The organism is Enterobacter cloacae complex sp. SHL009, from assembly GCF_049237205.1.
Classification (GTDB): Bacteria; Pseudomonadota; Gammaproteobacteria; order Enterobacterales; family Enterobacteriaceae; genus Enterobacter; species Enterobacter cloacae_M.
Map to the genome: position 1 here is coordinate 1,162,341 of NZ_JBMKIW010000001.1, position 23,816 is coordinate 1,186,156.

A 23,816-nucleotide genomic window follows, 5' to 3' on the forward strand; every position below is an offset into this window, starting at 1 on the left:
GACAGCCAGCACGATAAGTGAACAAAACCTCACGGAGCCGGTTTTTTATTGAGCGTCTCTTTGAGCTGGCCGATTAGCTCGCGCCTGAAATCCACCAGACGGGGCTTATCGCCGTCAATCCACGGCAGCGGACGGCAGACCTCCATCGCTTTAATCCCCAAACGCGCGGTTAATAATCCCGCACCGATACCCTGAGCGGCACGAGCAGAAAGACGCGCCGCCAGATCCTGCGACATCCAGTCCATGCCCACTTCGCGCACCAGCTCACTCGCACCGGCAAACGCGATATTGAGCAGGACCAGTTTGAACAATCTGAGCCGACTGTAATAACCCAGCTCTATGCCGTAAAGGTTCGCGATACGGTTGATCAGGCGCAGGTTACGCCAGGCGATAAAGGCCATATCGACCAGCGCCAGCGGGCTGACGGCAATCATCAGGGTGGATTCCGCCGCAGAGCGGCTAATCTCGCGCCGCGCCTGGGCATCCAGCACCGGCTGAACCATATGGGAATAAAGCGTCACTACTTCCCGGTCATTCTGGGTTTCATGGATGGCGGCATACCAGCGCTGAAGCGCCGGATGCGACTGATCGATTCCGGCCTGGCTGGCCAGCTTTTCACAGAACGCGCGGCCTTTGCCGGTACCGTGACTATGGAGCAGATCCCGCGCTTCATCACGCTCGTGCGCGCGCTGGCGCAAACGCCAGAGCCGCCGCCACTCGGTGGCAACCGACCCGATACCCGCCCCCACAATCAGCGCGCCTGCGGCACATCCGCCCAGCGCGACCCAGTCCTGAGTTTGCCAGGCATTCATCGTCCACTGCACGCCTTGACCAACCACGCTTACGCCAAACAGCGCCAGCCCGGCGGTGACCATCCTGCGCCACAGGCTGCGCTTTGGACGCAGGGCGGCTTCCACAACCGCCTCTGCCGGACCTTCCTCAACGCCGGGCTCCTCGGTCAGGGCCGGGGCAAAGTTATCAGCCTGCGTGCCGCTGAAGGTCTGTGCGGTTTTAAACGCCTCCTGAGGATCCTGCTCAAGCGTTCCGGTAAAGTCTATGCGCGGTTTTAACGGTTCCGTCATCGCAATTTATCTCCAATCAAAAACTCCAGCGCCGCATCCAGACGGATGTGTGGTAATGGCCGATCGACGCTCATTGCCTGAGGGCGGAAGGCTTCAAACTGGAAGCCCTGGTTCTGCCAGAAGGCCTGACCCGGCAGCCGCGCAGGCACTTCCCCCGGATAGACGGTAAGCGGTTCACCGTCGCTGAGCCGGTTCCCGCGTAATGCTGGTATTTTCTCGCCGTTAAGATCGATCAGCCCGCTTTGCGTTGCCTGCACGGACGCAAGCCCAAGGCAATCCATGCCGATCCCTTCGAAGGCGGCGTTTTGCCAGGCGTCCTGCACCAGCTGCTGCAGCAGCGATACCATATTGGCATGCTGATCGACCGTGACGTGATCGGCCTTTGTGGCCGCAAAAAGCAGTTTGTCGATCACCGGAGAGAACAGACGGCGAAACAGCGTCCTCTGCCCGTAGTGGAAACTTTGCATCAGCTGCGTCAGGGCAAGGCGCATATCGTTGAAGGCCTGCGGCCCGCTGTTGAGCGGCTGCAGACAATCCACCAGCACAATCTGACGGTCAAATCGCAAAAAGTGGTTTTTATAGAATCCCTTAACCACTTTTTCACAGTAGTAATTGTAACGCTCGCGCAGCATCCCGGCGTTAGTGTGCCTGTCGGCCTGCGCCAGCTTCGACTCGCCCACCCCGTCCACGTCTGGCCAGGGGAAGAACTGAAGCGCAGGCGCGCCCGCTAAATCACCCGGCAGGACAAAGCGACCCGGCTGAATGAAGTGCAACCCTTCCTGCTTGCACTGATGCAAATACGCCGTCCAGGCTTCGGCAATGGCCGCCAGACGGTTTTCATCGGCCGGTGCAAGCGGATCCAGGCCTTCGCACAGCTGTCGCCATTTGGCCGACCACCCGGCGCGCTGCCCCTGCAACAACCCCGTCATCTGGCGGGACCAGCTGAGGTAGTCCTGCGCCAGCATCGGCAGGTCGAGCAACCATTCACCGGGGTAATCGACGATTTCAAGGTACAGCGTAGAAGTATCCTTGAAGTGGCGCATCAGGGATTCATTCGAGCGAAAGCGCAGCGCGAGGCGAATCTCACTCACCCCTCGCGTCGGCGTCGGCCACGTGGGCGGATCGCCGTAGAGCTGCGCCAGCCCTTCGTCATAGGTAAAGCGTGGAATACCAAAATCACGCTGAGGGACGCGCTTCACGCCCAGCAGGCGTTCTTCCCGCACCGCGCTGAGCAGCGGCAGACGCGCGCCGGCGTGCAGGTTCAGGAGCTGGTTTACCATAGCGGTGATAAACGCCGTCTTACCGCTGCGGCTAAGCCCCGTCACGGCCAGACGCAGATGGCGGTCAACGCCACGGTTCACCAGTGAATTGATTTCGTTTTTAAGTCGCTTCATCGCCGTCCTTCGTTGCCTGGAAGCCTTGAATGCATGGCTTCAGAATACAATAAATGGGGGCAGATCGTTGATTATCAATTCTTATTTATTGCTATTGCCGTTTTCTCTCCAGTAAGATGAACGACATTGCTGTCAGTCCGGAGTGAGTAAGGTGTATGTCACCCACCATCTATGATATCGCACGGGTTGCGGGCGTATCGAAATCAACCGTTTCCCGCGTTCTGAATAAACAAACGAATATTTCTCCCGAAGCGCGTGAAAAAGTGCTGAAGGCGATTGACGAATTAAATTATCAGCCCAACAAACTGGCCCGCGCCCTGACCTCTTCAGGCTTCGATGCCATTATGGTTATTTCGACCCGTTCAACCAAAACCACTGCCGGAAATCCTTTTTTCTCAGATGTCCTGCATGCCATTACGGCAAAAGCGGAAGAAGAAGGATTTGACGTTATTTTACAAACGTCAAAAAGCAGCGAAGACGATCTGCTGAAATGCGTGAATAAAATAAAACAGAAGATGATCAAAGGGATCATTATGCTGAGCTCACCGGCAAATGAATCCTTTTTCACCACGCTGGATGCGTATGGCGTACCGGTAATAGTTATCGGCAAAGTCGAAGGTGAGTTTCAGAATATTTATTCCGTCGACACGGATAATTTCCATGACAGCGCCACGCTGACCGAAACCTTTATTAAAAACGGACGCCGTAAAATTGCCTGTCTGCATGCCCCGCTTGATTATCATGTTTCGATCGATCGTCTTGCGGGCTATAAAGCCAGTCTGAAAAAGTACCATATTGCCCTCAACCCGGACTGGATCAGGGATGGCGGTTATACCCATGAGAGTGCGCTTACGGCGGCGCTGGAATTGTTGTCTTCACCCACGCCGCCTGATGCAGTATTCGCTACCGACAACATGAAGTTACTTAGCCTCTATCGCGCGGCGGATGAGTTGAATCTGATGATCCCGGAGCAGGTGGTCATCGCCGGATACAGTGACCCGATGCTGTCTCTCATTTTAACGCCCGCACCTGGCGGCTTCGATATCCCGACCCGAAAACTGGGCGAAGAGAGCTGCGATCTTCTTTTCAGGCGTATTGCGGGTCAGCCCGCACCGCAAAAAGTTCTCGTTGATACCCACTTTTTACTGGCGGCCTCGCTGCGCTAAAACCAGGGGCTTAGCGCCCCTGGCGTGCTCTCGGTCAGAACGCGTAATTTACCCCAACGCCCGCATAGTGGAAGCGGTCGTTTTTACCCTCGTCATGGTTTTCCCATTCATAGGCGTATTCAAGCGTCATGGATAAACCGTTGTTGAAGTCATAGGCATACTGCATACCCAGGCGGTTGAAATCATGTCCTTCACGCTCAGGATCGTCCTGCCAGTCCCAGTTCGACCAGCGATCGAGCCCCAGTCGGGTATAAGGCGTTAAGGTCGTCTGGCCCAATGAAATAGGCAGGTAGGCGCGAATTTCCTGGGTGGAGAATTCGCCGTTATTACGCGAACCGTTCATATTGAAACCGCGCTCTAAATAGTAATTCACTTTAGCCGCAAAGGTTTCGTTAATGGTCCAGGTAAAGCCCGTTTCGGTTTCAACGCGGCTATCAGAATAACCGGTTTTCTCCAGATCGTTGGCAAACTGATACATGGCAAACCAGCCGCCAAAGCGCCAGTCATCGGTTAATTTAATATCCCAGTCAGGTTGAACTTTGTAGCGCTGCATATTCGCGCTGCCGTCTTTGGCTCCGTGTTCATCTTTAAAGTGGTAGCCATAATTACGGAAACCACCGGTCAGACCGAAAGTAAAATCATCGGTTCCGATAAAGCGATAGCGTAATTCAAATTCAGGACGGTCGAAATAGGTTCCACGGGTCATACTGCTGTAATCAACCGGCCCCTCCTGATACATCGCCAGCGAAATAGTCCACGCATCCCAGGTTGCATTAAACCACACGGAAGGTTCATATAATCCATCTTTATCGTCGCCCTGCCCCTCAACGTTTTCGATTTCATACATCGCGCCGATATTAAATTCCCACTGTTTCGCTGTTTCTGATGCTTGTGCACAGCTAACCCCTGCGCACAGCACGAGCGCAGCACTTCTTAGTAGAGTACTCATTTAATTTTCCCTTTATAAGTAACAAACAAAAAAACCGGAAATTTGCATTTCCGGCGAACACCTTTCTTATCTAATAGCCGCTTCGGTTTCAGCGTCGAAGAAATGGCACTTGTTCATATCGAACTGGATGTCGATATTATCCCCAGAGGCATAATCATTCGCCGCGCCAGCGCGCACAACCAGCTCATGGCCGCCAACGGTGGCGTAAAGCATGAACTCCGCGCCGGTCAGTTCGGCTACGCTGACTTTCGCCGCGATATTCTCACCTCGACTCTGCAGCGTGAGAATATCTTCCGGGCGGATCCCAAAGACCACGGCTTTGCGCTGATACCCTGCGGCATTCAGTGAAGCGAGCTTGTCCTCCGGGATCGCCAGACGCAGCGTTTCCGTAACAAAATAGCGATCGTCGATAGCGCCGCGAATAAAGTTCATGGCTGGCGATCCAATAAATCCTGCAACAAACATGTTTGCCGGTTCGTTGTACACCTGCTTCGGTGCACCGACCTGCTGAATAATGCCGTCTTTTAAGATCACGATGCGGGTCGCCATGGTCATGGCTTCCGTCTGATCGTGGGTCACGTAAATCATGGTGGTGTTGAGCTTCTGGTGCAGCTTGCTGATTTCAGCCCGCATCTGCACGCGAAGCTTGGCATCGAGGTTGGAAAGCGGTTCATCCATCAGGAACACCCCCGCCTCGCGCACGATCGCCCTGCCCAACGCCACGCGCTGACGCTGGCCGCCGGACAGCGCGCCGGGTTTGCGCTTGAGGTACTCGCGTAATCCGAGGATCTGTGCCGCCCAGTTAACGCGGTCTTCGATAACCGCAGGCGCAATTTTTTGCATCTTCAGGCCAAACGCCATGTTGTCGTAGACCGTCATATGCGGATAAAGCGCATAGTTCTGGAAGACCATCGCAATATCGCGAGACTTGGCGGGCACGTCATTCATGCATACCCCGTCAATAATCAGTTCACCGGCGCTGATCTCCTCCAGACCGGCAATCATTCGCAGCGTGGTGGATTTACCGCAGCCCGAAGGCCCAACGAAGACGATGAACTCCTTGTCTTCGATTTCGAGACTGAAATCCTTAACCACGTGGACCTGGTTATCATAGATTTTCTGAATGTGTTTCAGGGACAGTTGAGCCATTGTTAATTCCTTAGCAATACGTCCGGGATGCCCAAAACTCGGTCAGGCATTTCCAGGTCAGTTCCCGCGTTGAATGAAGTTGTAATCCCGCATGGTTCAGGCCAGCTCCAATCCCAACCGATAGCAATCCCGCCGCGTTGATCGCCTCAACGCCTGCAGGTGCATCTTCGATACCTATAGCCGCGTCAGGACGCACATTCAGGCCTGCACAGGCGGCGAGGAAGATCTCCGGGTCTGGTTTTGAGCGGCGAATACGGGAAGCATCGGCGCAAAAATCGAAGGCCTGATCAATGCCAAGCGCGTGCAGGATCCCCGGGGCATTCAAGGAAACGGAGGCGAGCCCAATTTTGACCTTCGCCGCACGGATATCCGCCAGCACGTCGCGAATACCGGGAAGCAGTGAATCCTCCGTCAGCGACGCCAGAGACTGGACATAGAGCGCGTTTTTCTTCGTCGCCAGCGCGAGGCACTGCTCATCGCTAAACGTCCCCTCTTTCCCGCCATGTTTCAGGATGCGCTGAAGGGAATCCATGCGGCTAATGCCCTTCAGCTGTTCGTTAAACGCTTCGTCGAAGGTGATGCCGATTTCATCCGCCACTGCACGCCAGGCCAGAAAATGGAGGTGTGCGGTATCGGCGATCACACCGTCCAGATCGAATACAACAGCCTTAAGCATCATGGCGCCTCTCCGTGGTAGCGGTCCCATTTTCAGATGCAAGAAAATCCTTATAAGCGCAAATTTTCCGCCCCGATACATGTAGCGTTTTGCCCCACAGCGTCAGCGTGGCAGGTACTGCAGCTTCTATGGTTAACACCTCATTTTCATAGGTGAAGTGCAGCGTTGCGTTCCGCCAGCGCAGAGGGAATGTGAGTTTTTGCCAGTGAGCTGGCAGTTTCGGCGCAAGATGCAGCTCCCCTTCTACAATCTGCACACCGGCAAAGCCCTGAATGACGCCGGACCAGATAGCGCCGGTCGCAGCGGCGTGAATTCCGTCATCGCAGCTGTGCGGGTCGTCCCCAAGATCAATGGCGACGCCATCGCGCCAGAAGGCGTAGGCACCTTCGACGTCACCACAGCGGGCAGTCACAATGCCGTGAATGGCCTTGCTCAGCGAAGAATCATGGATCGTGCGGGGCTCGTAGAACGCCAGATTGGCGGCGCACTGCTGCGGGGTAAACCGCTCCGGCAACAGGTAGGTAAGCATCACCACATCGGCCTGCTTAAGGATCTGCATGTCGTTGACTTCCGCGCGGGAATAATCGAGCAGAATGGTCTGCTTACCCGCTTTGGCTTTGTAGCGGCTCAGATCGATGGCAGGTTTTGCCATAAAGGTATCATCCTGCGGGAGCACACCGTCTGAATTGGCCTCCGGCAGCCATAAGCGCGTCAGGAACCGTGTCGCTTTCTGCGTAAAACCTTCATCCTCGCGCCCAAACATCGTCATAAACTGGCGAGCGCAGGCGACGTTGTGCCAGGCCAGATAGTTGGTATAAGCGTTGTTGTTCACATGCTCGGTGTATTCGTCAGGTCCGATAACGTCATGGATTTCGAGACGACCATTAATTTCCGTCGCGCGGCCCATCCAGAACGCAGCGGTTTCCATCAAGAGCGTCAGACCTTCATTCCGGATAAAGGTCTCATCGTGCGTCGCCTGCCAGTAAGCGACGACGGCCCAGGCGATGTCCGCCACGATGTGGTGTTCCGCCAGCGCGGAGGCCACCTTCTGACGCGTGCCGGTTCGGATGTTGATAGCCGCGAACTCCGGCGTCTCTTCCAGCCCGCTGGCGGCGCTTTCCCATGGAAACAACGCGCCGGGCCAGCCGTTGCGACGGGCTTTTTCCCGCGCCCCGGCCAGGTTGAGCCAACGATAGCGCAGCAGGCTACGGGCGGTCTGGGGACGCGTGAAGAGATGGAAAGGCAGCAGGAAAATTTCGGTATCCCAAAAGACGTGGCCTTTATACCCCTCTCCAGTCAGCCCTTTGGCGGCGATACTGCTTCGCTCATCATGGGCTGGCGTCATGGTCGTCAAATGCCAGACGGCGTAATCCAGCGCCATCTGATCCTGATGTTCCGTAGAGTCAACCTCCACCCGAGCGTTACGCCAGACCTCTTGCCAGGCACACGCCGAACTCTCAAGCAAGGCGTCGTAGCCTCTTGCCGCACAGACTTTGAGATCGGCCAGCGCGTTGCGAGCGAAAGAGGCCTGCGACAGTGCCTTATCACTGCGATGTGCAACCCAGACGATTTTTTCAAGCGTGACAGTGTCACCCTTCGCAATCGTCAGCGAATGATGGGCGCTGAGACGACGATTTTTGGCGGTGAAACAGCTGTCGCTCTTCGCTGAGAGCTGACAATACGCTGAAACAGCAATCTCAGACGTGCGGTCCTGCGTTTCATATACGCCCTGCATGTATTCCTGATCGAACACTCTGACCGACACTTCATCAAGATGCTGTCTGCCGCTGTTCGTTTGCGTTGCGTCAATGCCGGTTTGCAGCACGGCGTGCGCGACGGCATCGAGCGGCGTGATGGAAAGCTGCATGGCCACTAAGGGCAACTGGACCAGCGACACAAAACGACGGCTCTCCAGACGATAGCGTTTCCCGTCAGACGAGCGCCAGACGACGCTGCGACGAAGTTCGCCATTGGCAAACGCCAGCTCGCGCTGCCACTCGAGGATTTCGCCTGACAGGAGCGTGAAATTGATGCCATCCAGCTCAACATCAATACCGATGATATCCGGCAGATTGACCAGCTCAGTGGTCTCGTTGCGACCAGCACGATGATAGAGACCCGCAAGATACATGCCTCTGGTTTGCTGGGTGTAATCTTCTTCGTGCGTAGCGCGGATCCCCATGTAGCCATTACCGCAGGCCATGATGGAGGCGTATTTATTCAGGCTGTGTGGACAAAAGCCCGGGTCGGTTAATACAGACACGTTTAGCATAACGTCACGCTTTCCCCTGTTTCTGCAGATTCATACAGCGCGGCGACGAGCTGCTGGATAACCAGCCCCTGCTCTGCATCAGCGATCATGACGGGCTCTCCCTGCACATGCCGCACAAAGGCATCCATACTGCGCATATGACGCCGATCGTCAGCCTCTTCACGCTGCGTGAGGGTGACTAAAGTCCCGGCTTCGTCGTTGTAGATGTGCGCCGGGAACAGCATGGCGCCCGCCTTTTCACCGCAAAATGCGACGTTCATGATGGATTGTTCACGGATATTGAGCGCAAACGACGTGTCCAGACGCAGAATGCCGCCGTTGCAAAATTCAATGGTGCCAAACAGGGCATCTTCAACGGTAAACTGCGTGGGATCCCACGCGCCAAACTGGCCGCTGCTTTTACGGTTTCCCAGCCTCTGGAAGCTGTGTGCCGTCACCTTTTTTACCGCCGGGAACCCCAGCACGTACATAGCGGCATCGAGCATATGGATGCCGATATCAATCAACGGCCCACCGCCCTGTAGCGTTTTGTTGGTAAAGACGCCCCAGCCGGGAACCCCGCAGCGGCGTAGCGCCTGCGCAGTGGTGTAATAAATTTCTCCCAGCGCCCCCTTCATCACAGCCTCACGCAGCAGTTGCGTATCGAGAGCAAAGCGATGGTGAAAATCATACGCCAGCACTTTTCCCGCCTTGCGCGCGGCCATGCGCATCCGATCGGCCTCCTGCGGCGTCATAGCAGGTGGTTTTTCACACATCACGTGGCAGCCAGCTTCCAGCGCTGCCATGACGTGCTCGAAATGGAACCGGTTAGGCGAACAGACGCTCACCACATCCGGCTTAACCGCCTCGAGCATGTCTCGCGCATCCTGCCATACCGAGGAAATACCATGACGTTCCGCAAACGCCAGAGCCTGTTCAGGATGGCTGTCCATGACAGCCACCATCTGAACATCACTGCGCGTGGCGTAATACGAGGCATGCACTTTATCCGCGACCTGCCCGGCGCCAATGATGGCAACGCGCAGAGGCGAAGGTGTAGAAGCACTCATCACGCTCGTCATCCTTAGCATTCACGCAAGTAAGTGAGCGAATCCCGGTATGCCTGAGCCGGATCCTCGGCGCGAACACGGCACTCATACACCACGTAACCCTGGTAGTTATCGGCACGCAGCTGATCGAACAGGCTGGCAAAATCGAGGCTGCCGCTGCCCGGCTGGTAGCGGTGGTTATCTGCAATGTGTACATGGCCCAGCAGATCGCGGTGCTGATGCAGCGCATCCGTCAGCGAGTCTTCTTCGATGTTCATATGATAGAAATCGCCGATGATCTGCACGTGCTTCAGACCGTTCTCTTCGATATAGCGACGCGCGTCAGCCAGGGTGTTGATCATGTGATCCTGATAACGGTTCAGCGGCTCTAGGTAGACGGTTGTTCCGGTGCGCGCCGCCACCTCATCCAGCCAGCGCAGGGAGGCGCTTACGGCTTTGCGGTCACCGTCCAGGCTGCGTGGAGAGGTCATTGGTGGCAGACGGAAGGTAAACATCCCCCAGGCAGCAGGCACGATAATGCCCTTTCCGCCGACTTCCGCCAGCGCTTCCAGAATGCGTTCGATCTGCTGTAACCCGTTCAGACGGCGTTCTTCGATGAAATCACCGATCCAGCCATCGTATCCGCCACATGCTGTCGTCACCGGCAGACCGGTAGCTTTGATGGCCGCTTTCACTTCATCGAGGTTTTCCACCAGCAGGCGGCCGTCAATTTCGTAGCCATCAAAACCCATTGCTTTGATGTACTCGAATTTCTCCATGATGCTGGTCGGGAAAAAGGCCTGGTTTTGTGTTGCGATCTTCATGATTTGCTGTCCTTAGCTTAAAAAGTGACGCCCATTTTGATACTGAGTTCCGGGTGCTGATCGACATACTTCATATAGCTTTCCGGGGTGGTGTCGAAGGTCACGACCGGGTCGATCAGATCTTCACAATTCAGATAACCGTTCATCAGCAATTCCCAGCAGGTCTCTTCAATACGCTTGCGGCTCCAGCGCGGGTAGTCCGGGTTGGGTTCGCTGCAGGCGCGGGAGAAGACAATCTTCGCGTTATTGAAATGCGCTTCGCGGCCGAGGTTAAAGCCTTCCGCGAACGGTTTTGCGAAAGCTACATAGGAGATGGTGCCGCCGTAGGCAAGTCCGCGCAGCGCGGACTGCAGCGCATCTGCAAAGCCGCTGGTTTCGATGATCGCGTCCGCGCCCTGCTTCCCGGTCAGCTTTTTGATTTCCAGACCGACATCAGTGCCTATTGGGTTCAGACAGTGGTCTGCCCCATGACGACGGGCGATCTCACAGCGGTGTTCGATTGGATCAACGCCGATAACCACTGACGCACCGGCTTTTTTCGCCAGCTGAATCGCAATCTGCCCAATGGCTCCCAGACCGACCACGACCACAAAGTCGCCCACGCGGACGTTGGCATCACGCACGCCGCTCATGGCGAACTGCGCCGGATCGTAGCAAACGGCGTTTTTCCAGGACGCAACCTGCGGCATTTTGCGCAGCTTGTAGTTGTTCACCGCGTTAACGATCACCGTTTCCTGCAGCGGGCCGTAGCAGCAGACGCTGTCGCCGATCTGATATTCAGTGACGTCATCACCGCATTCGATAATCTCGCCAACAATCATGTTGCCCAGCTGGAACTTACCGAATTCGATCCCGCGGGCCGCCCCTTCTTCACGCGGCGTGAACATCTGCCACTCCGCGTTGAACTCTTCGTCAATAAACGGGCTTGCCGCGCGGAAGTCCACGACTTCAGTGCCGTGCTTTGGCGCGCCAAAGCGTGCACGAATTTTCACTTCATGTGCTCCCACAGCACGATCTTCATATTCCACCAGCGCCGCCACGCGTGGCGCTGTCGCTACTAATTTTTTCATGACTGACTCCTTGTTAAAATTGGCCGCCTCAGCCCTTCACGCCACCGGCGGTCAAACCACTTTTAATAAAACGTTCAGACAGGGCGTACATGATGACCACCGGAAGCGCCGTCACCAGCGATGCCGCCATCATGCGACCCCAGATATAATCTGGTGTGCTAAAGAGCGTGTTCAGCCCGACCGGCAAGGTGAAATTGCTGGCGCTGGACAGGAAAATGGACGCAAACAGATAGTCGTTCCACGCCACCATGAAGCAGTAGACAAACACCGATACGAGCTCGGAAATCGCCAGCGGCACGGTGATGCGGAAGATGATTTGCAGGCGGTTAAGGCCGTCCATCATCGCGGCTTCTTCGATTTCGTCCGGGATGGTGTCGAAATAGCTGCGCAGCATGAACACCGCTGTCGGTAACGTTTGGGTCACCATGGTGATAATCAGCGCCAGCTCGGTGTCGTAGATCCCAAGGGCAGTGATGATTTTGAACAGCGGCACCACCAGCAATATTCCGGAGAACATGTAGACGGTGTAAAAACTCGCGTTGATCGTCGTGCGGCCTTTAAAACGCAGTTTGGACAAGGCGTAAGCCCCCAGCGTGCCGAGAAACACGGCAATCACCGAGGAGATCAGCGACACCACCATGCTGTTTTTGAAATAGTCCACAAACGGGAAAATCAGTGGGTTAAAGATGTCGACGTAATGCTGCAGCGTCCACGCCTGCGGCAAAATGGTCGGGTTAAGCGATATAGCCTCTTTCGCGCTCTTGAATGACGTCATCAGCATCACGAAGAACGGGAATAGCGTGATGACCAGGAATACCGCCAGACCGAGATAAAAACCAATACGGCTCAGTACGCGTTTATTTGTTGCCATTGAGGTTTACCCTTTTTCTGGTCAGCAAAATCACCGCGAAGATGATCACGAACAGCACGACTGAGATCGCCGCAGCCTTACCCAAATCGTTGAAAGCGAATGCCGTTTTGTAGAGGTAGACGCCCAAAATATCGACCTTGGTCGTCAACAGATAGACATCCGCAAACATGTAGAACATCCAGATAGTGCGGAGCGTCACTACCGTTGCCAGCACCGGCATAATCGCGGGCAGCGTAACGATTCGAAAACGCTGCCAGGCATTCGCGCCGTCCATTTCCGCCGCTTCATACAGCGACTTATCAATGGTCTGCAAAATCGCGAGGAACGAAATGAACGCGTACGGGAAGTAGCGCCAGATGGCGAACAGCACCACCAGCACAAAGCTGCTGCCAGGATTGTCGAACCACAGGGGTGCCTGGTCATACAGATGCAGCAGGTCAACGCCCAGATAGTTCACAATGCCGTAGCCGTTGTTGAACATGTATTTCCATGCAAACACCAGCGAAATGGACGGGGTGACGTAGGACAAAATCACCAGTGAACGTGCCGTTTTCCGCAGACGGAATTCACGGTTAAAGAAGATCGCAACCGCCAGACCCAACCCCGTGCTGCCGATCACCACCAGCGCGGTGTACCAGAACGTCATCCACAGCGAGTGCCAGAATGCTGCATCACTGAGAATGCGAATGTAATTATCCAGCCCGACAAACACAGCGCTAATGCGCGGGTTAAGCGGCAGACGTAAGAAACTGATTTCAATATTGGAAATCATTGGCCAGGCCACCAGGCCCCCCAGCAAAATCAGGCTGGGGGCCAACAGCAGCATGGCAAAAGGCATATCTGAACGACCAGAAAACAACGTCTTCATAATTTCCTTCCGCAGAGCGCTCCTATCGTTGTGAAATCAGATCGGTCAGACGCTTCTGGCTGTTACTAAGCGTGTTGCTGAGATCTTTTTTCCCCACCGTGACGTTATGCACCATGGAACTGATGATGCCGGACCCGGTAACATCGCCCATGCGTGTGAAGTTTTTGTCCCCCACCGCGCCAAACACCTGCACATTCGGGAACTGCGCAATCAGTTCGTAAGGCAGTTGTCCAAACGCTTTAATCACATCGTTGTTTTTCCAGGTATCGGTGCCCACCACCAGCTTGTTGACCGGCAGTGCCGCGCCGGGAGACATCATGACCCAGTCGGTTGCGTTTTGAGCCTGCTCCATCCAGGTCACAAATTTCTCAGCCGCCTGAGTCTCATCTTCAGTTTGACCGGTGGTAATCGTCAGCGACGTGACCATGCCGTAAACAGCAGAAGAGGTTTCTGTTGGGACGACGAAGCCCAGATTGGCAGGTTTTCCGTCCTGGAATACCGCCGGAAGGATGTAGGTGGAGTACACCGCCATCGGCGCAGAACCGTTCATGAAGGCATCTTTGATCTCCATGACGTCGTTTGAACCCGGCATGGTGGTCGCGGCCAGATCTTTATAAAACGCCAGGGCTTTTGCCATTTCAGGGGTATCGATGTCGACGTTCCCTTTGGCATCAAAAACGTTCGCGCCGCCGGAAAGCGCAAACTGGGAGAATGCCTGCTCCGTCATCACGCTTTCGGCGGTGGGCAGCGCAATGCCGTAATGTTTTTTAGCCGGGTCGTTGAGCCTCTGAGTGGCTTTCAGCAGCTGTTCCCAGTTATGCGGCTCCTGGATACCCGCCGCCGCAAGCGCATCTTTGTGATACCAGACGCCGGATAGCCAGGCGCTGACTGGCACCCCCGTCCAGGCAGAACCGTCTTCCGTACGAACAACACGCAAAATGCCGTCATAGAAGGTGTCCTCGCCTACCGCTTTAATGGCTTCGCCGATAGCTTTGCGATCCAGGAGCTGTTCCTTGTCCATGACTTTCGCGTAGTCATGGCTGACTTCAATCACCTCTGGCAGCGCGCCCGTTCTGGCGAGCGTAATGACCTTGGTGTTGTAGGCATCCTCTTCGACCGGCACCTGTTTCACCGTGATGCCGGGGTTCTCTTTCTCGAACTTTTCGATCAGCTTAGTGATAACCGCCTGACGCTCCTGCTCGACTGACGAGTGCATAAACTCAATAGTCACAGCAGACTTTTTGTCGTCCTTGCACCCTGATAACAAGGCGCACGAAACCAGTGCTGAAATCAGCACAATTCTTGGCATTTTCATTTTTAAGGTCCTTTTTAGTTTTCTTTAATCCACAACACCTGCCATGGAAGTAGGGTCAGCTTTTTGTCTGTAATATCGTTTCTGGTGATCAAGTCCTTTCCGGATTGAATATCGGATTCCACCGTTTGAATGCCGTCACTGAAATTAAACAGCGCCGTTACTTTCTCACCACAACCCGCCACGCGAACGATTTTTAAAACATGTTCACCTGACGCGCTAAAATAAGCCTCACTGTCAGGGTGGAATGCTTTCTCCGCCCGACGCAGCGCGATTAACTGGCTTAACGAGCAATAGACCTGAGAGCGCAGGCTATTTTTATCTTCAAGCTCGCCATCAATTTGTCCTGCGATATATTTCTCACGATTAATCGCACGGTTATATCCCAGGCGCTCAACACCTGCATAATCATTACGGGAACCGAGAATGCTCTGGATATAAACCGCAGGCACGCCGGGGAAGCTTAAAAGGACGGCATGCGCCAGAATAAAACGGGCAATCCGTTGGCTGTCAGGACTGTTACGCGTACTTAATGCATCCAGATAGGTCACATTAATTTCATAAGGACTGCGTGTTCCATCCGGGTTATTTTTCCAGTTAACCAACGCCCCTTCAGCCTGAAGTTTTTCCACAAGCGAGAGTATTTCCGACTCGGGTAAAATTCCGCGTAACGGATTCAGACCAATCCCGTCATGCGAGGCCAGGAAGTTAAACCAGGTGGTTTTGGTGGAAGGCAACGTCAGCGACGCCGCCCACTGGCTCAGCGTCCGGACGTTCTGACAATGCACCGCATGCAGCACCAGCGGGGGCAAAGAGAACTGATAAACCATCTGCGCTTCATTTTCACCGTCACCAAAGTAAGCAACGTTATCTTTATGCGGAACGTTCGTCTCGGTGATAATCACCGTTCCCGGGGCGACAGCCTCGGTAATCGCGCGGAAAAGCTGGATGAGCTGGTGGGTTTGCTCAAGGTGGATGCAGTTTGTTCCGGGTAGTTTCCACATGAATCCCACTGCATCCAGACGAATGTATCGCGCCCCTTCAATCAGGTAATGCAGCAGCACGTCGACCATCGCGATCAGCACCTGCGGAGAGGCGAAATTGAGATCAACCTGGTCCTCGCTGAAGGTGGTCCACAGGTGTCGCACGCTGCCGTCATGCAGCGTGAAAGGCGTAAGAAGCGGTAAAGCACGCGGACGCGTCACCGCGGATAAATCTGTTTCAGGATCGACAGAAATAAAGAAATCGCTATACCCAGGAATTTGCTTCAGGTAATTAGCGAACCATTTACTTTTGGCTGACATATGGTTACAGACGAAATCAAACATTAAACTGGCTGACTTTTTTAATTCGGCAACGTCTCGCCACGTTCCGGTTTCCGGTGCAACCTCATGATAATCGATAACAGAAAACCCGTCGTCCGAAGACCATGGATAAAAAGGCAAGAGATGGACATGAGAAAAAGAATGAGAAAGCCACCTGTTATAAAAACGTGTAAAAACAGGCAGCGCCTTCTCCCCTTTCGCTGAAAACTGATCGGCATAGGTGACCAGGACAACGTCTTTTTCATCCCAACCCGTTTTACGTTTTTCCGTAATAACAGAAGCGGCCTTTTCAATATTTTCCAGCAGCACATTAAGGTGGGCTTCAGAAAACGTTTCTCCGTAAACAAAATTAATGATCTCTTTAATTTTTGTATCCATTTCACTTTCCATGGTAGCGGTCCCACGGAGTGGCAATCTACTCCCATGAAAAATATCTGTCAACGGACCAGAAAGGAGAAAAAGGTGATTGCAAAGCAGCTCAGCGCAATATTGTGAGCTGCCGCAAAGAAAGAACGGGGAAAAGAGGAAATGCGGTTAACCGTCGCCAGTCCCTCCCCCGTCAGGGAAAGGGCTAACGCCAACGGCAATTATTGGGATAAGTAGCGGCGAGAAAGCCGTTTTGCCACCTTTTGCAACAGCGGTTCGAGCGCCACGGCCAGCACCATTCTGACCGGTCTGCGGGCAACGGATTTGATCGCCCAACCCGCCACACCTGCCGGGCCGAACCGTAACGCGGTCAGCAGGACCAGTTTACCTGCGATTTTCATGCCGGGTTTTACCTTCTGACCGGCCTGTTGCCAGTGTTGTTTCATCTCATCTCTCTCTTAAAGCTGACGAAAGCGACTTCTCAGCGTAAAGGTATCCGACGTGACATAGCGTTCCATTTCCCGTAGCCGCTTCTCACCGGCGGCGAGTTGCTCATCAACGGCATTGAGAAGATCGCTGCTGGTCGGGGCTCCCTCCGCAGCCAGTTCTCCTTCCGGCATCGGGTCAAGAACAAACGACAGGACGATGTATGCCACCAGGGTAATAAACGCCAGGCCGAAGAAGATCGATAGCACCGCGACCACGCGGACAAGTTTAACCGGGACATCAAGATAGTGAGCCAGCCCGGCGCAAACGCCGCGCACCATGCCCTGCTGTGGAATTCGCCACAGCTTTTTGTTCAGATTCAGTCCAGACATTAACGGTCCCTCCAGTTTGGATGCTCAGCATCCAGGATGGCTTCCAGCGCCTGAATGCGTTCGCGCATTTTGTTCGCTTCGTCGGAGAGCTGCACCAGACGCTGTTGTTCACTCTGGGAGAGTTCGCCCCGAGAAGAACGGTTGCTGTAGTGCAGCCATAGCCAAATCGGCAAAACGAACAGCACGAAAATTGTCAGGGGAATGGCCAGAAAAAGCGCGCTCATGTGTACTCCTTGTCTTATGATGCGGCACACTCAGGTGCCGCAGGAATTATTATTGGTTGTCTTGCTTCATTTTGGCTTTCAGTGCCGCCAGCTGCTCGCTGATTTCATCATCAGCCTTCAGATCGGCGAACTGTTGATCCAGCGACTTCTGCTTGCCGATGCCGTGGCTTTCGGCTTCCGCTTCCATGTGGTCGATACGACGTTCAAACGATTCAAAACGCGCCATCGCTTCATCGAGCTTACCGCTGTCCAGCTGACGACGCACGTCGCGGGAGGAGCTTGCCGCCTGGTGACGCAGGGTCAGCGCCTGCTGACGCGCGCGGGTTTCGCTCAGTTTGTTTTCAAGCTCACCAATCTCTTTCTTCATACGGGTGAGCGTGTCGTCCACCAGCGTCACTTCATGCTCGAGCGTCGCGACCATATCGGCCAGCTTCTGTTTTTCGATCAGCGCCGCACGGGCCAGATCTTCTTTATCTTTGCGCAGCGCAAGTTCCGCTTTTTCCTGCCATTCGTTCAGCTGAGCGGTAGCTTGTTCAATGCGACGCGTAAGCTGTTTTTTCTCCGCCAGCGCGCGGGCGGAGGTTGAACGCACTTCAACCAGCGTGTCTTCCATCTCCTGAATCATCAGACGTACCAGCTTCTGCGGATCTTCCGCTTTCTCAAGCAGTGAGTTGATGTTGGCGTTCACGATGTCGGCAAAACGAGAAAAAATACCCATAATCTAATCCTCATAGTTCTGTTATCGGGCCAGGCCCTGCTGTACTGATAATACAAACATCATGCCAGGTTTTTATCTTATTGATTTTACTAAGCCTGATTGCTTTTTGCGCAGTGAAGAACTATTCTTCCCTGGTGAATATCGCTAAGGAGTGGTTAATTTCATCATGCCCGGATACAAAGACAATTTACTCGGCGAAGCAAACAGCTTTCTCGAAGTGCTGGAACAGGTCTCTCGCCTGGCGCCGCTCAATAAACCGGTGCTGATCATCGGTGAACGTGGAACGGGGAAAGAGCTGATAGCCAACCGTCTGCATTACCTGTCCGGGCGCTGGGATGGCCCATTTATTTCCCTTAACTGCGCGGCGCTGAATGAAAACCTGCTCGACACCGAGCTCTTCGGCCATGAAGCAGGGGCGTTTACCGGTGCCCAGAAACGCCATCCCGGACGCTTTGAGCGCGCCGACGGCGGTACGCTTTTTCTGGATGAGCTGGCCACCGCGCCCATGCTGGTGCAGGAAAAACTGCTGCGCGTGATTGAGTACGGCGAACTGGAGCGCGTCGGCGGTAGCCAGCCGCTGCAGGTTAACGTGCGCCTGGTGTGCGCCACTAACGCCAACCTGCCGGAGATGGTGACTGAGGAGAAATTCCGTGCCGACCTCCTTGACCGCCTGGCCTTTGACGTCGTTCAACTTCCTCCGCTGCGCGAGCGCAAAAGCGACATCATGCTGCTGGCAGACCAGTTTGCGATTCAGATGTGCCGCGAGCTCGGACTGCCGCTGTTCCCCGGCTTCAGCGATTATGCAAAGGAGACGCTGCTCGCTTACCACTGGCCGGGAAATATCCGCGAATTGAAAAACGTCGTGGAGCGCTCCGTCTATCGTCACGGCAGCAGCGAGACGGAGCTGGACAACATCATTATCGATCCTTTTCAGCGCAGCGCGCCGTCGCTACCCACACCAGCGTCTTCAGGCGATGCCCCTACTCTCCCCCTTGATTTACGCCAGTTCCAGAACGAACAGGAGAAACAGCTGCTGGAGCAAAGCCTGAAGACGGCGAAATATAACCAGAAACGGGCGGCTGAACTGCTGGGTCTGACCTACCATCAGTTAAGGGCATTGCTCAAAAAGCATCAAATGCGCTGACAATATCAGCACTTACCTGCAGACATTTTTACGAAGCATGCGTAAGTGCGATACACTTTGCAGATCAAACCTAAAAACCTTAAAAATTATGCGTCTGGTTTTATCGTCCTTTTTTGCTCTCGGTCTGTTTAGCAGCCTGGCCTTTGCCGCGCCCGGGCTAACTCCGCAGCCTGACATTCGTGACAGCGGCTTCGTCTATTGCGTAAGCGGCCAGGTGGACACCTTCAACCCGCAAAAAGCGGGCAGCGGCCTGATCGTGGATACCCTGGCCGCGCAGCTTTACGACCGTCTGCTTGATGTTGATCCGTACACCTACCGTCTGGTGCCTGAGCTTGCGGAAAGCTGGGAAGTGCTGGATAACGGCGCAACCTACCGTTTTCATCTGCGCGATGACGTCGCATTTCAACGCACGCCGTGGTTTACCCCCACGCGCAAGCTGAACGCAGATGACGTGGTCTTTACCTTCCAGCGCATCTTTAACCGCAACCACCCGTGGCATAACGTTAACGGCAGCAACTTCCCCTATTTCGACAGCCTGCAGTTTGCCGACACCGTCAAGAGCGTGCGCAAGCTGGACAACCGCACGGTTGAATTTACGCTGACGCGCCCGGATGCCTCCTTCCTCTGGCACCTGGCGACCCACTATGCGTCAGTCATGTCCGCTGAATACGCGGCGAACCTGACAAAAAAAGATCGTCAGGAGTTGCTCGATCGTCAGCCGGTTGGTACCGGTCCGTTCCAGCTCGCCGAATACCGCGCCGGGCAATATATTCGTCTGCAGCGTCATGAGCATTTCTGGCGCGGCACTCCGCTGATGCCGCAGGTGGTGGTCGATCTCGGTTCAGGTGGGACAGGACGTCTGTCAAAACTGCTCACCGGGGAGTGCGACGTACTCGCCTGGCCCGCGGCCAGCCAGCTCACCATTTTGCGCGACGATCCGCGCCTGCGCCTGACGTTACGCCCGGGCATGAATATCGCCTATCTGGCCTTTAACACGGATAAGCCGCCGTTGAATAACCCTGCCGTACGTCACGCTCTGGCGCTGGCGATTAACAACCAGCGTTTAATGCAGTCGATCTACTACGGCACGGCGGAAACCGCCGCCTCAATTTTACCGCGCGCCTCGTGGGCCTATGACGGTGAAGCTAAAATTACGGAATACAATCCGGCAAAAGCGCGTGAACAGCTGAAGGCGCTGGGGGCGGAAAACCTTACGCTGCAGCTTTGGGTGCCAACCAGCTCCCAGGCGTGGAATCCGAGCCCGCTCAAGACCGCCGAACTGCTGCAGGCAGATATGGCGCAGGTGGGCGTCAAAGTGATCATCGTACCGGTTGAGGGCCGTTTCCAGGAGGCGCGCCTGATGGACATGAATCATGATTTAACCCTGACCGGCTGGGCGACCGACAGTAACGATCCGGACAGCTTCTTCCGGCCGCTGTTAAGCTGTGCGGCGATAAATTCGCAGACCAACTACGCCCACTGGTGTAACCGGGAGTTTGACGCCGTGCTGCAAAAAGCGCTGGCTTCCCAGCAGCTGGCCTCGCGCATCGACGCCTATGATGAAGCGCAGAAGATCCTTGCCCAGGAACTCCCGGTGCTGCCGCTGGCCTCTTCCCTGCGCCTTCAGGCCTATCGTTATGATATTAAAGGCCTGGTGCTGAGCCCGTTCGGCAACGCCTCGTTCGCCGGCGTGTCGCGTGAAAAAGAACAAGAGGTGAAAAAACCATGATTATTTTTACCTTACGTCGGCTCCTTTTGCTGCTGGTGACGCTCTTTTTCCTGAACTTTGTCGGCTTCAGCCTGAGCTATTTCACGCCCCACGCCCCGCTCCAGGGGTCGTCGCTGTGGGATGCCTGGCTGTTCTGGTTTAACGGGCTGCTGCACTGGGATTTCGGCGTGTCCAGCATTAACGGGCAGCTGATTTCACAGCAGCTGAAAGAGGTGTTCCCGGCCACGATGGAGCTGTGCATTCTGGCCTTCGGTTTTGCCCTGATGGTCGGCATCCCCGTTGGCATGCTCGCCGGGATCTATCGCAACAAATGGCAGGATAAGTTTATCAGCGCCCTCGCCCTGTTCGGCTTCTCCATCCCGGTTTTCTGGCTGGCGCTGCTGCTAACGCTGTTCTTCTCGCTGACGATGGGCTGGCTGCCGGTTTCGGGTCGCTTTGACCTGCTCTATACGGTTAAAACGGTGACGGGTTTTGCCATCATTGACGCGTGGCTGTCCGATTCGGTGTGGCGCCATGAGATGATCGTCAGCGCCGTGCGCCATATGGTATTGCCGGTGCTGACGCTGGCGGTTGCGCCAACCACCGAAGTGATCCGCCTGATGCGCCTGAGCACCATTGAGGTATTTGACCAGAACTACGTCAAAGCCGCCGCCACGCGCGGGCTGTCGCGCCTGACCATCCTGCGCCGCAACGTCCTGCACAACGCGCTGCCGCCGGTAATTCCGCGTCTGGGATTACAGTTTTCCACCATGCTGACGCTGGCCATGATCACCGAGATGGTCTTTAGCTGGCCGGGCCTGGGGCGATGGCTGATTAACGCCATCCGCCAGCAGGACTACGCCGCTATTTCTGCCGGCGTGATGGTGATTGGTTCGCTGGTGATTATTGTTAACGTGTTGTCCGATATTCTGGGTGCCATGGCTAACCCATTGAAGCATAAGGAATGGTATGCCTTACGATAGCGTATACAGTGAAAAGCGCACGCCCGGCGTGCTGCGTACCGTGTGGCGTAAGTTCTACGGTGACACCACGGCTATGATCGGCCTTTACGGCTGCGCCGGCCTGGTGTTGCTTTGCGTCTTTGGCTCGTGGTTTGCGCCGTACGGCATCGACCAGCAGTTCCTTGGCTATCAGCTGCTGCCACCGTCCTGGTCGCGCTACGGTGAAGTCTCTTTCTTCCTGGGAACGGACGACCTCGGACGTGACGTGTTGAGCCGCCTGCTGAGCGGTGCAGCCCCGACGGTGGGTGGCGCATTTGTGGTGACGCTCGCGGCTACGATCTGCGGGCTGGCGCTCGGTATTTTTGCGGGATCCACCCATGGCCTGCGTTCGGCGGTCCTTAACCACATTCTGGATACCCTGCTGTCGATTCCGTCCCTGCTGCTGGCGATCATCGTTGTTGCCTTTGCCGGTCCGCACCTGTCGCACGCCATGTTCGCCGTCTGGCTGGCTATCCTGCCCCGCATCGTGCGCTCGGTTTACAGCATGGTGCATGATGAACTGGAAAAAGAGTACGTCGTTGCCGCGCGTCTGGACGGCGCGACGACCTTCAACATTCTGTGGTTTGCCGTGCTGCCCAACATCGCCGCCGGGCTGGTCACAGAGATCACCCGCGCCCTGTCGATGGCGATCCTGGACATCGCGGCGCTCGGCTTCCTCGATCTCGGTGCACAGCTGCCGTCGCCCGAATGGGGTGCGATGCTCGGCGACGCGCTGGAGTTAATCTACGTGGCACCGTGGACGGTCATGCTGCCGGGTGCGGCCATTATGGTGAGCGTGCTGCTTATCAACCTGCTGGGCGACGGTATTCGCCGTGCAATTAACGCGGGGGTGCAATAATGCCGCTTCTTGATATTCGCAACCTCACCATCGAATTCAAAACCGGTGAAGGCTGGGTTAAAGCCGTCGATCGCATCAGTATCACCCTCGCGGAGGGTGAAATTCGCGGGCTGGTGGGGGAATCCGGCTCGGGAAAAAGCCTGATTGCCAAAGCTATATGCGGCGTGGCGAAAGACAACTGGCGCGTGACGGCAGACCGTATGCGTTTTGACGATATCGATCTGCTGCGCCTCTCCCCCCGCGAGCGGCGTAAGCTGGTCGGGCATAACGTCTCGATGATTTTCCAGGAGCCGCAGTCCTGTCTCGATCCGTCCGAACGCGTGGGTAAACAGCTCATGCAGAATATTCCCGGCTGGACCTATAAAGGCCGCTGGTGGCAACGCGTTGGCTGGCGCAAGCGCCGCGCCATCGAGCTTTTACACCGCGTCGGGATCAAAGATCACAAAGATGCGATGCGCAGCTTCCCTTATGAGCTGACCGACGGCGAATGTCAGAAAGTGATGATTGCTATCGCGCTGGCCAATCAGCCGCGTTTGCTGATTGCGGATGAGCCCACCAACGCGATGGAACCCACCACGCAGGCGCAAATTTTCCGCCTGCTGTCGCGTCTCAACCAGAATAACAACACCACCATTTTGCTGATCAGCCATGACCTGCAAATGCTCAGCAAATGGGCGGATAAAATTGACGTGATGTACTGCGGACAAACGGTCGAAACCGCGCCGAGTGAAGATCTGATCACCGCGCCGCACCACCCGTATACGCAGGCGCTTATTCGCGCCATTCCAGATTTTGGCAGCGCGATGCCGCATAAGAGTCGCCTGAATACCCTGCCGGGGGCGATTCCGCTGCTGGAATCCCTGCCGATAGGCTGTCGTCTGGGGCCGCGGTGTCCCTATGCTCAGCGTAAATGTATCGAGACGCCACGCCTGACCGGGGCCAAAAATCATCTATACGCCTGTCATTTCCCGCTGAACATGGAGAGAGAGTGA

23 protein-coding genes are annotated in these 23,816 nt (G+C 55.3%); 6 read left to right on the plus strand and 17 right to left on the minus strand.

Annotation, left to right across the window (positions count from 1 at the left end):
* Positions 1–29 precede the first annotated feature (29 nt).
* Both ACOTZC_RS05705 and ACOTZC_RS05710 read right to left on the minus strand, forming a co-directional pair.
* Positions 30–1,082, minus strand: a complete 1,053-nt coding sequence (locus tag ACOTZC_RS05705) for a TIGR01620 family protein (protein WP_421635652.1) — start codon at positions 1,080–1,082, stop codon at positions 30–32.
* Positions 1,079–2,476, minus strand: coding sequence for a YcjX family protein (locus ACOTZC_RS05710; RefSeq protein ID WP_023312030.1), 1,398 nt, complete (start codon positions 2,474–2,476; stop codon positions 1,079–1,081). Before ACOTZC_RS05710 ends, ACOTZC_RS05705 begins: the two co-directional genes overlap by 4 nt.
* Before the next feature lie 155 nt (positions 2,477–2,631).
* On the opposite strand from ACOTZC_RS05710, the gene ACOTZC_RS05715 reads away from it, so the two are divergent.
* On the plus strand, positions 2,632–3,642 hold the full coding sequence (locus tag ACOTZC_RS05715; protein ID WP_421635653.1) for a LacI family DNA-binding transcriptional regulator: 1,011 nt from the start codon (positions 2,632–2,634) through the stop codon (positions 3,640–3,642).
* Positions 3,643–3,676: 34 nt separating this feature from the next.
* Here the strand turns inward: ACOTZC_RS05715 and ACOTZC_RS05720 are convergent, their stop codons facing one another.
* The 15 genes from ACOTZC_RS05720 to pspA all read right to left on the minus strand — a co-directional run bounded on the left by ACOTZC_RS05720 (position 3,677) and on the right by pspA (position 18,112).
* Positions 3,677–4,591, minus strand: a complete 915-nt coding sequence (locus tag ACOTZC_RS05720; protein ID WP_023312032.1) for an OmpG family monomeric porin — start codon at positions 4,589–4,591, stop codon at positions 3,677–3,679.
* 66 nt (positions 4,592–4,657) lie between these two features.
* A complete protein-coding gene (locus ACOTZC_RS05725) occupies positions 4,658–5,740 on the minus strand; it encodes an ABC transporter ATP-binding protein (RefSeq protein ID WP_023312033.1) in 1,083 nt (360 codons plus the stop codon).
* A gap of 10 nt (positions 5,741–5,750) precedes the next feature.
* On the minus strand, positions 5,751–6,419 hold the full coding sequence (gene pgmB / locus ACOTZC_RS05730) for a beta-phosphoglucomutase (RefSeq protein WP_045400129.1): 669 nt from the start codon (positions 6,417–6,419) through the stop codon (positions 5,751–5,753).
* The gene (locus ACOTZC_RS05735) at positions 6,409–8,688 is read right to left on the minus strand and encodes a glycoside hydrolase family 65 protein (RefSeq protein ID WP_163353891.1); all 2,280 of its coding nucleotides are present in this window, start codon (positions 8,686–8,688) and stop codon (positions 6,409–6,411) included. The genes pgmB and ACOTZC_RS05735 overlap by 11 nt, the downstream gene beginning before the upstream one ends.
* Entirely contained in the window at positions 8,682–9,740 is a 1,059-nt protein-coding gene (locus ACOTZC_RS05740; RefSeq protein WP_088545041.1) for a Gfo/Idh/MocA family protein, read from the minus strand. The genes ACOTZC_RS05735 and ACOTZC_RS05740 overlap by 7 nt, the downstream gene beginning before the upstream one ends.
* Before the next feature lie 11 nt (positions 9,741–9,751).
* A complete protein-coding gene (locus ACOTZC_RS05745) occupies positions 9,752–10,540 on the minus strand; it encodes a sugar phosphate isomerase/epimerase family protein (RefSeq protein WP_023312037.1) in 789 nt (262 codons plus the stop codon).
* 17 nt (positions 10,541–10,557) lie between these two features.
* Positions 10,558–11,610 (minus strand): zinc-dependent alcohol dehydrogenase, encoded by a 1,053-nt coding sequence (locus tag ACOTZC_RS05750; protein ID WP_045400136.1) that lies wholly within the window; start codon positions 11,608–11,610, stop codon positions 10,558–10,560.
* 28 nt (positions 11,611–11,638) lie between these two features.
* On the minus strand, positions 11,639–12,481 hold the full coding sequence (locus tag ACOTZC_RS05755) for a carbohydrate ABC transporter permease (RefSeq protein WP_421635654.1): 843 nt from the start codon (positions 12,479–12,481) through the stop codon (positions 11,639–11,641).
* Entirely contained in the window at positions 12,468–13,349 is an 882-nt protein-coding gene (locus ACOTZC_RS05760; protein ID WP_023312040.1) for a carbohydrate ABC transporter permease, read from the minus strand. The genes ACOTZC_RS05755 and ACOTZC_RS05760 overlap by 14 nt, the downstream gene beginning before the upstream one ends.
* A gap of 22 nt (positions 13,350–13,371) precedes the next feature.
* Positions 13,372–14,664 (minus strand): ABC transporter substrate-binding protein, encoded by a 1,293-nt coding sequence (locus ACOTZC_RS05765; RefSeq protein ID WP_126304042.1) that lies wholly within the window; start codon positions 14,662–14,664, stop codon positions 13,372–13,374.
* Between the two features lie 14 nt (positions 14,665–14,678).
* Positions 14,679–16,364, minus strand: a complete 1,686-nt coding sequence (locus ACOTZC_RS05770) for a sugar phosphorylase (RefSeq protein ID WP_421635655.1) — start codon at positions 16,362–16,364, stop codon at positions 14,679–14,681.
* A 209-nt stretch (positions 16,365–16,573) separates the two neighbouring features.
* The gene (pspD, locus tag ACOTZC_RS05775; protein ID WP_421635656.1) at positions 16,574–16,798 is read right to left on the minus strand and encodes a phage shock protein PspD; all 225 of its coding nucleotides are present in this window, start codon (positions 16,796–16,798) and stop codon (positions 16,574–16,576) included.
* A gap of 12 nt (positions 16,799–16,810) precedes the next feature.
* Positions 16,811–17,170 carry an envelope stress response membrane protein PspC gene (gene pspC / locus ACOTZC_RS05780; RefSeq protein WP_023312044.1) on the minus strand — a complete coding sequence of 120 codons (360 nt, stop codon included), beginning with the start codon at positions 17,168–17,170 and terminating at the stop codon, positions 16,811–16,813.
* A complete protein-coding gene (pspB, locus tag ACOTZC_RS05785; protein WP_023312045.1) occupies positions 17,170–17,394 on the minus strand; it encodes an envelope stress response membrane protein PspB in 225 nt (74 codons plus the stop codon). Before pspB ends, pspC begins: the two co-directional genes overlap by 1 nt.
* A 49-nt stretch (positions 17,395–17,443) precedes the next feature.
* A complete protein-coding gene (gene pspA / locus ACOTZC_RS05790; protein ID WP_029740507.1) occupies positions 17,444–18,112 on the minus strand; it encodes a phage shock protein PspA in 669 nt (222 codons plus the stop codon).
* Positions 18,113–18,263: 151 nt separating this feature from the next.
* On the opposite strand from pspA, the gene pspF reads away from it, so the two are divergent.
* The 5 genes from pspF to sapD all read left to right on the plus strand — a co-directional run bounded on the left by pspF (position 18,264) and on the right by sapD (position 23,816).
* Positions 18,264–19,256, plus strand: coding sequence for a phage shock protein operon transcriptional activator (gene pspF, locus ACOTZC_RS05795; protein WP_162467370.1), 993 nt, complete (start codon positions 18,264–18,266; stop codon positions 19,254–19,256).
* Between the two features lie 88 nt (positions 19,257–19,344).
* The gene (gene sapA / locus ACOTZC_RS05800; RefSeq protein WP_023312048.1) at positions 19,345–20,985 is read left to right on the plus strand and encodes an ABC transporter substrate-binding protein SapA; all 1,641 of its coding nucleotides are present in this window, start codon (positions 19,345–19,347) and stop codon (positions 20,983–20,985) included.
* Positions 20,982–21,947, plus strand: a complete 966-nt coding sequence (sapB, locus tag ACOTZC_RS05805) for a putrescine export ABC transporter permease SapB (protein ID WP_023312049.1) — start codon at positions 20,982–20,984, stop codon at positions 21,945–21,947. Before sapA ends, sapB begins: the two co-directional genes overlap by 4 nt.
* Positions 21,934–22,824, plus strand: coding sequence for a putrescine export ABC transporter permease SapC (gene sapC / locus ACOTZC_RS05810; protein ID WP_032656751.1), 891 nt, complete (start codon positions 21,934–21,936; stop codon positions 22,822–22,824). Before sapB ends, sapC begins: the two co-directional genes overlap by 14 nt.
* Entirely contained in the window at positions 22,824–23,816 is a 993-nt protein-coding gene (gene sapD, locus ACOTZC_RS05815; RefSeq protein WP_008501228.1) for a putrescine export ABC transporter ATP-binding protein SapD, read from the plus strand. The genes sapC and sapD overlap by 1 nt, the downstream gene beginning before the upstream one ends.

Bases quoted from the DNA above. Each gene is read 5' to 3' on its own strand.
- sapD (WP_008501228.1), top strand. From the start codon at position 22,824: ATGCCGCTTCTTGATATTCGCAACCTCACCATCGAATTCAAAACCGGT.
- ACOTZC_RS05705 (WP_421635652.1), bottom strand. From the start codon at position 1,082: ATGACGGAACCGTTAAAACCGCGCATAGACTTTACCGGAACGCTTGAG.
- pspC (WP_023312044.1), bottom strand. From the start codon at position 17,170: ATGTCTGGACTGAATCTGAACAAAAAGCTGTGGCGAATTCCACAGCAG.
- ACOTZC_RS05765 (WP_126304042.1), bottom strand. From the start codon at position 14,664: ATGAAAATGCCAAGAATTGTGCTGATTTCAGCACTGGTTTCGTGCGCC.
- ACOTZC_RS05750 (WP_045400136.1), bottom strand. From the start codon at position 11,610: ATGAAAAAATTAGTAGCGACAGCGCCACGCGTGGCGGCGCTGGTGGAA.
- sapC (WP_032656751.1), top strand. From the start codon at position 21,934: ATGCCTTACGATAGCGTATACAGTGAAAAGCGCACGCCCGGCGTGCTG.
- ACOTZC_RS05745 (WP_023312037.1), bottom strand. From the start codon at position 10,540: ATGAAGATCGCAACACAAAACCAGGCCTTTTTCCCGACCAGCATCATG.
- ACOTZC_RS05735 (WP_163353891.1), bottom strand. From the start codon at position 8,688: ATGCTAAACGTGTCTGTATTAACCGACCCGGGCTTTTGTCCACACAGC.
- ACOTZC_RS05720 (WP_023312032.1), bottom strand. From the start codon at position 4,591: ATGAGTACTCTACTAAGAAGTGCTGCGCTCGTGCTGTGCGCAGGGGTT.
- pspD (WP_421635656.1), bottom strand. From the start codon at position 16,798: ATGAAACAACACTGGCAACAGGCCGGTCAGAAGGTAAAACCCGGCATG.
- pgmB (WP_045400129.1), bottom strand. From the start codon at position 6,419: ATGATGCTTAAGGCTGTTGTATTCGATCTGGACGGTGTGATCGCCGAT.
- sapB (WP_023312049.1), top strand. From the start codon at position 20,982: ATGATTATTTTTACCTTACGTCGGCTCCTTTTGCTGCTGGTGACGCTC.
- ACOTZC_RS05710 (WP_023312030.1), bottom strand. From the start codon at position 2,476: ATGAAGCGACTTAAAAACGAAATCAATTCACTGGTGAACCGTGGCGTT.
- pspA (WP_029740507.1), bottom strand. From the start codon at position 18,112: ATGGGTATTTTTTCTCGTTTTGCCGACATCGTGAACGCCAACATCAAC.
- sapA (WP_023312048.1), top strand. From the start codon at position 19,345: ATGCGTCTGGTTTTATCGTCCTTTTTTGCTCTCGGTCTGTTTAGCAGC.
- ACOTZC_RS05770 (WP_421635655.1), bottom strand. From the start codon at position 16,364: ATGGATACAAAAATTAAAGAGATCATTAATTTTGTTTACGGAGAAACG.
- ACOTZC_RS05760 (WP_023312040.1), bottom strand. From the start codon at position 13,349: ATGAAGACGTTGTTTTCTGGTCGTTCAGATATGCCTTTTGCCATGCTG.
- ACOTZC_RS05725 (WP_023312033.1), bottom strand. From the start codon at position 5,740: ATGGCTCAACTGTCCCTGAAACACATTCAGAAAATCTATGATAACCAG.
- ACOTZC_RS05715 (WP_421635653.1), top strand. From the start codon at position 2,632: ATGTCACCCACCATCTATGATATCGCACGGGTTGCGGGCGTATCGAAA.
- ACOTZC_RS05755 (WP_421635654.1), bottom strand. From the start codon at position 12,481: ATGGCAACAAATAAACGCGTACTGAGCCGTATTGGTTTTTATCTCGGT.
- pspB (WP_023312045.1), bottom strand. From the start codon at position 17,394: ATGAGCGCGCTTTTTCTGGCCATTCCCCTGACAATTTTCGTGCTGTTC.